The following is a 6,729-nucleotide window of genomic DNA, read 5'->3' on the forward strand; positions in this document are numbered from 1 at the left end:
CGCTGGTGCGGATGGGGCACCTCTTCCAGCTCGAGCATCTTGGAACACCAATCGAAGGTGGGAACAAACAGGCTTATCAATACCCAGCGGCAGTGGGACGGGCGCGATGACGATTGACATCCCCTGATGAGCATGGCTGATTAGGCGCATGGGGATGGCGATCTCCCCACGAGGCGTCAGCTAGAGGATCGCGTCCAGCACGAACACGCAAGGGACGCGTCATGCCTGCTCCAAACGCCATCATACCGGATAAACTTGCCCGCCTCGTCGCATCGGCCGGCGCGCCTCGTATCGTTGATCTGCGCGACGGACCCACAGAAGCCATTCCGGGATCACTGTTTCCAGCTCACCCCGATCCGACGCGATGGGGGTATGCCGCAGGGTCAACCGCCGTACTTGTGGACGCTGATGACAGCGGGCCGGCAGTTGCCGCGGCGGCTATTCTGCGAAGCGAGGGTATCGCGGCCGAAGTGCTGGAAGGTGGGTTCGCCGCATGGGCAGCAAGCGCGCTGCCTACTGTTTCCCTGACCCATCTCCCGTCGCGGCATGACGATGGCCGCACATGGTGGGTCACGCGCGCGCGGCCGAAGGTAGATCGCATCGCCTGTCCCTGGCTGATCCGGCGCTTCGTTGACCCCGAAGCGCGCTTTCTGTTTGTGGCTCCCGGCGAGGTGTTGACCGTCGCTACGCAGCAGCAGGCCGAGCCGTTCGACGTCGCGGACGAAGGCGTATTCTGGAGCCATCGCGGCGAGCGTTGCACCTTCGATGTGATGGTCCAAGCATTCGGACTTGAGAAGCATGAGCCGCTGATGCGCTTGGCGGCGATCGTCCGCGGGGCCGATACCGACCGACTTGACCTAGTGCCGGAAGCCGCCGGACTGCTCGCCATCTCGCTCGGCCTGTCCCGCGTCCACAGTGATGACCACGTCCAGCTAGAGGCAAGCATGGTGGTGTACGATGCGCTCTATCGCTGGTGCCGCGACGCGCAGGGCGAAAAGCACAACTGGTCCTCGCATCAGCCGTCGCGCGGCAAAGCGTCGGCATGACTACGGTGACGGCGGAAGCAGCAACCTCGGCGCGCCCCGAGCCGGTCACGCTCGGCCAAGCCTTCTGGGTCTGGCTGCGCATCGCGATGCTCTCGTTCGGCGGTCCGGCCGGGCAGATCGCGGTCATGCACCGCATCCTCGTCGACGAGAAACGCTGGATCGGCGAACAGCGGTTCCTGCACGCCCTCAACTATTGCATGTTGCTGCCCGGACCAGAGGCGCAGCAGCTTGCCACCTACATCGGCTGGCTGATGCACCGCACGAAGGGCGGCATCGTCGCGGGCGTGCTGTTCGTCATTCCCGGCGCCTTTGCGATCATGGCGCTGAGCTGGGTCTATGTCCTCTACGGTCGGGTCGGGGTCGTCTCGGCGCTGTTCTTCGGCCTCAAGTGCGCGGTGCTGGCCGTCGTGCTTCAGGCAGTGGTGCGGATCGGCGGACGGGCGTTCAAGTCGACGCCGGCAAGGGCGCTTGCCGCGCTGGCGTTCGTCCTGATCTTCTTTGTCGGTGCGCCTTTTCCGCTGATCGTGCTGGGTGCCGGTCTCATCGGATGGTGGTCCGCCCGGCAGGGCAGCACGGCCTTCCGCGGCGGGGGACACGGCGCATCCAAGGGCGCGGTCGTGGCCGATGCCGACACACTGCTTGGCGAGGAGCTGCCCACCCATGCGCGACTGACCTGGGCTGAGACGATCCGCACGGCGCTGGTCTGGTTGGCTCTCTGGCTCGTACCGGTCGCGGCGTTGCTCATCGCGCTAGGTCCCGATGACGTCTTCAGTCGTATCGCGACCTTCTTCTCGACGATGGCGATGGTGACGTTCGGGGGCGCCTATGCCGTCCTCGCCTATGTCGCGCAGCAAGCGGTTGAGAATTACGGCTGGCTGGGGCCGAAGGAGATGCTGGACGGCCTCGGCATGGCGGAGACGACACCGGGGCCGCTCATCATGGTCCTGCAATTCGTCGGCTTCCTCGGCGCGTATCGCGATCCCGGCGGGCTGTCCCCGCTGGTGGCGGGCACGCTTGGTGGCCTGCTCGCGACCTGGGTGACGTTCGTGCCGTGCTTCCTGTGGATCTTCCTCGGGGCGCCCTTCATCGAGCGGCTGCGCGGCAATGCCGCGGTCGCCGGTGCGCTCTCCGCCATCACCGCGGCGGTCGTTGGCGTTGTTCTCAATCTAGCCGTTTGGTTCGCCCTCCATACGCTCTTCCGTGAAACGGCAGCCGTCGCGTTCGGTCCGATCCACTTCGACGCGCCCGTGCTTGCGAGCCTCGATCCTTGGGCAATGGCACTCGCGGGGGCAGCTGTCGCCGCGGTGTTCTGGCTGCGCGCCGGGATCATCACGACACTGGTGGCAAGCTCGATTGCTGGACTGGCGCTGTATCTCCTTGGCCTGATCGGCTGATGCGGACAATCACGATCCTCGCCGCGTCGGCGGCAGCGCTGCAATGCGTGCCGGGCATGGCACAGGTCAGCGCGAGCGGTACAACCCGCCTTCGCGTCGAAACCATCGATGGTCAGGCACGCGCCGGCTTCAACGATAGCGACACGCTCCTCAACCTCCGTACCACGTTGGCAGCTCAATATGAGGACGGCCCCGTCAAGGTGGTAGGCGAGCTGTGGGATAGCCGCGTCTCCGGCGACAATGCAGGGACGCCGCTTTCGACCGGCGAGGTGAATACGTTCGAGCTCGTCCAAGCCTATGTCGAATGGAAGCCGACCGCCCCATTCGGGCGCGACACGAACGCGACGATCCAGGCTGGGCGGTTCCTGCTCAATCTCGGCTCACGCCGGCTGGTCGCGGCCGACGACTATCGAAACACCACCAACGGCTACACCGGCGTCCGCGCCGATCTCGCTTGGCGCGGTGGATGGAAATCGACCGCCATCTACGTGCTGCCGCAACAGCGCCGCCCCGACGACGTGCTGTCGCTGAGACGTAACAGCGTCGCACCGGATCGCGAGGGTTTCGACCTCGTCCTATGGGGCGGACTCCTGAGCCGCTCGAAAACGATCGGCCGGGCAACCGTCGAAATCTCGTTCTTCCATCTTGGCGAACGGGACCGGCCTGGCAGACCGACACGCGACCGGTCGCTCGACACGGGCGCGCTGCGCGTCATTGCCGACCCCATTGCAGGCGGCGTCGACTATGAAGTGGAGGGGATCATTCAGCGCGGACGGACCTCCACAAGCCTCGCCGCCAATGCGCCGCGCCAGGACGTCGCTGCATGGTTCGTGCATGGCGACATTGGCTATACGTTCCAGGGGGGCTGGAAGCCCCGCGTCGCGGTCGAATACGACCATGCGAGCGGCGATCGGCCAGGCGGCGACTATGGACGCTTCGACACGCTGTTCGGGATGCGCCGCGCCGAACTTGCCCCCGCCGGGCTCTACAATGCCATCATCCGTAGCAATCTCGTCAGTCCCGGGGTGCGGGTTGAAGCTACGCCTGACAAGCGAACCGATCTGATGGCCTCGTTCCGCCCGTTCTGGCTGGCGGCTCGCCAAGACGCGTTCTCCTTTACCGGCGTGCGCGACGCGAGCGGCAGATCAGGCTCGTTTGCGGGGACGCAGTTCGATGGGCGGGTGCGGCATCAACTGTCGAAGGCGTTGCGCCTCGAGATCGACGCCGTTCTCTTTGCTAAGGGCGAGTTTTTGCGCATAGCCCCCAACGCACCGCCGGGCCGCTGGACTAAATATGTGTCTCTCAACGCAACCGCAGTTTTCTAAAGGGGGTAAAGCGGCAGCAAGGACCCATTTCCGGCCATTCGAGTGTCCTCCCCCGCTTCTCAACTTCAGACACTGGTTCATGTTCAAGGGGGGAGTGCCGCAGGCAGTCTCCTGACTACTCTGCGAAGCCCCTAGTCGGTTCCGTTACAAGGCGATCCCCGGCCCCAGGATCGCGACAAACGCTACCGTTGCGAAGATAGCAGCCACGCGCAGCAGCCAATTTGGCGAAAGTGTGGTCGCCGATGCGGTAGCCGTTGGCTTAACGAACCGCCCCATGCTCAACAGGCCGGCATTACCGCCGAGTGCGACCCCAATCGACGCGCCGATCGTAGACCGCCAGTCGCTACCCGCCGCCAGCGCCGCAGCCAGCGAGATTGCCCCTGTCGTCATCCATACAATGACTGCACGCCGCCGTGCCTGCGCCGCTACAACTTCACTGTTGAGCATGCGCGACAGCATTTCCGCGGCGAGGCGGACGACGGCATAGTAACCAGCGATGCCAACGACCGCGAGCGCAACGCGCGCGAGAACAGGATCGGGCACCCCCGCCATCACTCCGCGGCCGTTCCAATCACCGATGCCGAAAACCGCGGAGAAGACGAGATAGCCGAAGGTGGTCAATCCGTTTAGTGCGAACACGATCCAACCAGCGAGCCGCCCCCTCAGCGAGTCGCTTCCTCGCCAGACGAGCCAGCCAAGCGCGGCAAGGATGACGTTGACCGCGGTTCCAGCTCCTGCGACGATCCGCCTGCCCCACAGCGACATAGCTTCTTGGTTGCAGCCGAAGTGGAACGTGCTCCAGTTCGTTGGATCGCCCCCCATTGCGGTGCAGGCGAGGCCGTGCCCCACCCCCTCGTGTAGCGTGGCCGCCGCGACCCACGCCAGCGCCGCCAATGCGACGACGTCTGCGAGTGGCGCGCGCGGATCGGTAGACGACCGCGGCATCATGCCCGCACCGTCGGAGCGATTAGGCGCGTCCGTACCAGCCAGCCACCAACGCCGAACAGCGCGAGGTTTAGTGTGATCATCAGGGGCCAGTGACTCCGCGGGTCGCTGATCCGGCTGACGCCCAGCATTGGATTGACCAGCAGTTCAGTGACGAAGGCCATCCACAGGCCGACATAGTTCATTGCCATCCGTCGCTGGTGAGTGACAAGATCACCGGGCTCGTGCGTCCGGCGCCAACGGCGTAGCGCCAGCAGTCCCATCGCCAACGTCGCGAGATTAACGAGCGCGATGACGTGAAAGACGTTGGGCCGCCCGGTGAGGTCGTACATCGACAAAGCGGTGCCGTTGATTGCGAGGATCGCGGCGGCATAGATCTTGCCAACGCGCCTGTGCCGCGCTGTCCCCTTGGGCAACATCAACACAACGGCGCCGCTGACAAGCGCTACGCTTCCCATCGCGACATGCGCTGCGCCGATTGCCGATATCCCACCCATTGTTCGCTCCCGATCCCCGATTCAGAAGACGTGATGATCAATAGACAGCGGTTCGGTAAGGTGTGATTGCGCCGAAAAGGCACAGATTTCGTGAAACCGGTTTGGCGTTACGCGAGTCCGCCGCGTTCCAGCCAGCCACGCGCACGACACAATGCGACGCTAGTCTCACTGACCGGCACGCGCGACCCGTCGACGAGCTGCAGCGACCAGCGCCGCCCGGTGCGCTCACTGCCCGTGATGGCGAAATCTGCGACCCAGGCCCCGCGGTGGACCTGCGCACCCTGAACGTCGGCGAGGTCGCCGACCGCATCACGAAAGCGATAGTGCACAAGCAGCGTCCCCCCACCGCGCACTGCGAGACGGCAGTAATGATCTTCGGCACGAACCGATAGCAGGTCATCCGGGTCTACGCCTGCGCGGGCTAGGATGCCGAAACTCGTGGTCGGCGTCGCTGGCGAGCGAGCAGTGTCTTCTACGTCGCTGTCCTGCCCGGCCAGGGTATGCCGTGCCCGCGTGGCGCGGAGCAGAACCATGACGAAGCCTGTCACCAGCAGACCATAGGCGAACGGTTTCCAGTTCACTGAGGCGTCTCCCTGCCCCATCAGGCGATAGAGCAGCGGCACCTCGATCGGGAGCAGCAAGTTCAGGACGAGGGCTCCCAGCGCCATGCGGCCGGCGCTGTCACGCCTCCCCGGCAGTGATCGTCGCCAAGCGGACCAGCCGAGCATGTTTACGCCGACCAGTGCGCCCCAAAAAGCGAGCGCGAGTACCAATCCGAACGCCGTAGAGACGCCAAAGGCGTCGACGATCGTGAGAATGACTGTGGTACCTAACCAGATTACCGGTGGCATTGCGCCCGGCGTTGCGACGTTCGCAAATCGTATCCTGGCGGACCCTGTCACTATAATCCTGCACCCTGGATGGCTATGAAGGCTGTCTAGGCGCCCCATCCACCTACGTCGATGGCCCTGCCACCATTGTGGTCTAGCCCCCTCATCTCTGGGGTAACGACCCACTTCCGGTCATTCAGGATCTCTCAAGCGGTTCCCGAACGCGGACACCGGTTCATTCACGTTTTAAGCTGCTGCGATCCTGCTCGGGGCACCAGTAGGCGTTAATCTAGTGCTCCCATGGCCGAATATGGCTGCTGCCGAAAATCTGCTGCCGCGGCATCTGGAAGATGAAGTAGGGATTGAGCATCGGTGGTGCTCCCGCCGCGTCGAGCCGGGTAAGTTGCTCTGGCGAGAGCGTGATGTCGAGCGACGCCGCGTTCTGCGTGACTTGTTCGGACCGGCTCGCGCCCATCAGCACCGACGAAACCCCTGGTCGGGACGTGACCCAGGCCAAAGCGACTTGCGCCATCGGTCGGCCGAGATCGTCGGCCACGGCACGCAGCTCGTCGGCAATGTGGAAGTTCGCCTCGGTGAAAGGCATGCCGCCATAGGGGTTGTCGCCGTTCAGGCGACCGTCGCTGCCATGGGCGGCCGTTTCGCCGCCCTTGTTCGGCACGCTGCCGGCAGGC

Annotated in this window: 7 protein-coding genes; 3 read left to right on the forward strand and 4 right to left on the reverse strand. The window is 64.5% G+C overall.

The window, feature by feature from the left end; genetic code table 11:
* Positions 1 to 221: 221 nt before the first annotated feature.
* Genes ACX40P_RS09215 through ACX40P_RS09225 form a run of 3 tightly spaced genes read left to right on the forward strand, consistent with a single transcriptional unit; the run spans position 222 to position 3,765 of the window.
* Positions 222 to 1,046, forward strand: a complete 825-nt coding sequence (locus tag ACX40P_RS09215; RefSeq protein ID WP_459126007.1) for a chromate resistance protein ChrB domain-containing protein — start codon at positions 222 to 224, stop codon at positions 1,044 to 1,046.
* Complete coding sequence (chrA, locus tag ACX40P_RS09220; RefSeq protein ID WP_459126008.1) at positions 1,043 to 2,440, forward strand: chromate efflux transporter; 1,398 nt, start codon at positions 1,043 to 1,045, stop codon at positions 2,438 to 2,440. The genes ACX40P_RS09215 and chrA overlap by 4 nt, the downstream gene beginning before the upstream one ends.
* The gene (locus ACX40P_RS09225) at positions 2,440 to 3,765 is read left to right on the forward strand and encodes an alginate export family protein (protein ID WP_459126009.1); all 1,326 of its coding nucleotides are present in this window, start codon (positions 2,440 to 2,442) and stop codon (positions 3,763 to 3,765) included. The genes chrA and ACX40P_RS09225 overlap by 1 nt, the downstream gene beginning before the upstream one ends.
* 144 nt (positions 3,766 to 3,909) lie before the next feature.
* On the opposite strand, the gene ACX40P_RS09230 is transcribed toward ACX40P_RS09225, so the two are convergent.
* The 4 genes from ACX40P_RS09230 to ACX40P_RS09245 form a co-directional block, all read right to left on the reverse strand.
* Complete coding sequence (locus tag ACX40P_RS09230) at positions 3,910 to 4,713, reverse strand: hypothetical protein (RefSeq protein WP_459126010.1); 804 nt, start codon at positions 4,711 to 4,713, stop codon at positions 3,910 to 3,912.
* Positions 4,710 to 5,207, reverse strand: coding sequence for a DUF2306 domain-containing protein (locus ACX40P_RS09235; protein WP_459126011.1), 498 nt, complete (start codon positions 5,205 to 5,207; stop codon positions 4,710 to 4,712). The genes ACX40P_RS09230 and ACX40P_RS09235 overlap by 4 nt, the downstream gene beginning before the upstream one ends.
* Positions 5,208 to 5,314: 107 nt before the next feature.
* Positions 5,315 to 6,058 carry a LytTR family transcriptional regulator DNA-binding domain-containing protein gene (locus ACX40P_RS09240; protein ID WP_459126012.1) on the reverse strand — a complete coding sequence of 248 codons (744 nt, stop codon included), beginning with the start codon at positions 6,056 to 6,058 and terminating at the stop codon, positions 5,315 to 5,317.
* A gap of 268 nt (positions 6,059 to 6,326) precedes the next feature.
* On the reverse strand, positions 6,327 to 6,729 hold a 403-nt coding region (locus ACX40P_RS09245), incomplete at its 5' end, for an aldo/keto reductase (RefSeq protein WP_459126013.1).

It is taken from the genome of Sphingomonas sp. RS2018 (genome assembly GCF_054489605.1).

Coding starts and splice junctions, on each gene's coding strand:
- ACX40P_RS09215 (WP_459126007.1), top strand. CDS start 222: ATGCCTGCTCCAAACGCCATCATACCGGATAAACTTGCCCGCCTCGTC.
- chrA (WP_459126008.1), top strand. CDS start 1,043: ATGACTACGGTGACGGCGGAAGCAGCAACCTCGGCGCGCCCCGAGCCG.
- ACX40P_RS09225 (WP_459126009.1), top strand. CDS start 2,440: ATGCGGACAATCACGATCCTCGCCGCGTCGGCGGCAGCGCTGCAATGC.
- ACX40P_RS09230 (WP_459126010.1), bottom strand. CDS start 4,713: ATGATGCCGCGGTCGTCTACCGATCCGCGCGCGCCACTCGCAGACGTC.
- ACX40P_RS09235 (WP_459126011.1), bottom strand. CDS start 5,207: ATGGGTGGGATATCGGCAATCGGCGCAGCGCATGTCGCGATGGGAAGC.
- ACX40P_RS09240 (WP_459126012.1), bottom strand. CDS start 6,058: ATGCCACCGGTAATCTGGTTAGGTACCACAGTCATTCTCACGATCGTC.